Origin of the sequence: Helicobacter sp. 13S00482-2, from assembly GCF_002272795.1 — a bacterium.
GTDB lineage: Bacteria > Campylobacterota > Campylobacteria > Campylobacterales > Helicobacteraceae > Helicobacter_J.
The window spans coordinates 1-1943 of sequence record NZ_MLAT01000042.1 but is presented as its reverse complement, the minus strand read 5'-3'; the positions used below and the strand labels follow the sequence as shown (position 1 = coordinate 1943).

At 36.8% G+C, this 1943-nt stretch carries 1 protein-coding gene; it reads right to left on the bottom strand.

The annotated features are described in order from the left end of the window. Window positions 1–1907, bottom strand: a 1907-nt coding sequence (locus BKH42_RS08990) for an autotransporter outer membrane beta-barrel domain-containing protein (protein WP_180674043.1), incomplete at its 3' end; no start/stop codon positions are given. Between the last annotated feature and the right edge of the window lie 36 nt (window positions 1908–1943).

Sequence of the window (1943 nt, the reverse complement as noted above, 5' to 3'; positions counted from 1 at the left end):
CTATTTTTAGTATTGCTAGTATTAGCATTGCTATTACTAGCAGGACTGATTGGGGCAGGGTTGATTTGATAAGCACTAGGAGTGCGTCCCTTTGGTTTTTTGCCAAACAGATATCTCCCACCTAAAGAAATGAGATAATCTTGTCTGTAGGTGCTTTGACCAAAGCCAACATCCACATCCATATACGCTCTCCAATTATCAGAGATGATTGAATTCACTCCTAATTGAAGTACCCCTCCATTACTAAGGGGAATGCCATCACTTTGAGAAGAGAGATTGGTATGGCTAGTGATATTAGCAGTGCTTCCATCTAAGGTATAAGAGAGTCCGATTCTAAAATCAGTTTGATTTTTAGAACTAATGAGACGATAGCCCATATTCCCTCCTAGTTTGACCCGATACATCAAGTTCGCATCAATCTTGGTATTGATAAACGCATCTCCATTTCTTTGAGAGATATTCCCTTCAGAGAAATATCCTAGATTGATTTCAGCAAGGGGATCAACATAAAATCTTTTATTAGGATCTAAGAAGAAGCGATAGCCTATCTCCTGTCCAAATGTGATGGCATTGGTGTTGTAATCCATTGAAGAAGCAGCACTGCTCGTGCTAAGTTTATTGGCAATGAAAGCATATTTCAAGATAGAATCACTATAAAGACCACTATCTGCTACATAAGAATAATACGCCCCAAGCTCAATCATATTTGCATTTCCTTTAAGAACATTCCCATCAGAACTAAGGCTATTGTATCCATAAGAGAGTGCCACTCCCACATATTCATTCCCACCTTCTAGATTTCTCAAGGTATGATCATATCCTGCTTGAATATTAGTGAATATATTTCTAATGCCAATACCATAGCTAGAACTATTCATTCCATTAAATACTCTCGCCCATGCTCCTTGCACACTATCATTATCTCTGAGTTCTCCCATTCTTTTATTGATATCATTGATACTTCCTAAGATGATAGAACGATTGGAGTTCAGTGCAGCTTTAGCACTATTAGCAGCATCTTGATTCACAGAGCTTGACATGGAAGCAAGATAATAATTGCTATACGTAGTTCCAGCACTAGCTTTATTAGGATCGCTACTATTTTGATCTAAGACAATGATATTGCTTTTAATCACATCAAAGCCTTCATTATTAAAGATCTCTCCAACCTTAAATATCTTTCCATTTGATGTGCTACTTCCATTAGCAATAGAAGCAAGCAATACCTTTTCATCTCCTTTTAATGTTGTTGGATGAGAGAGATTTTGATAGACCTGAAGGATATTGTCTTTTGAATTGCTCACATTTTTAACGATCAATCTATCAGAAGCATTTTCTAAAGCATCATTCAAACCAAATGAGAATCTAAAGATGGTGTTTTTCACACCATTTAAATGATTCACACTTAAATTTGAGTAGGTATCTTTTTTCACTAGATTATGAGCATTCCCACTTGTGGCTAGGTCAATGATGGTGTTGTTTTTTTGAAAGAGTGTGGCTTGTGCTAATAAAGATGCATCAATAGAGTTAGCCTCACTTCTTAAAGTTTGCACTTCTGAAGTGGATGTGAAGATGACCTTAGATCCAGAAGAGAGATCAATTGAAATAGGCACATCACTAATATCAAGAGAACCAATAAAGGCACTATTTTCACTGAGCCTCACTTCATACTTTCTTTTTTGAGTATTGGTAGTATCTGTATCTAAAGACTTCACATCACCTACTAAGATACCTTCTACATTGGCTTTATAAATCAACGTGGCCTTGCTGAGATCTTTAGGAGCAGCAGCATCATATTCTAAAAAGCCAGTGATTTTAGTGCTATCATCATCTTTGAGACATTTTGTGCTATCACTTGCACAGGTTTTTTCTTGAGCAAGTTGGGTATATGCAGAGGTCTTATCCACACTTAGGCCAAGGAAATTAATTGGAAAGATCTCTCT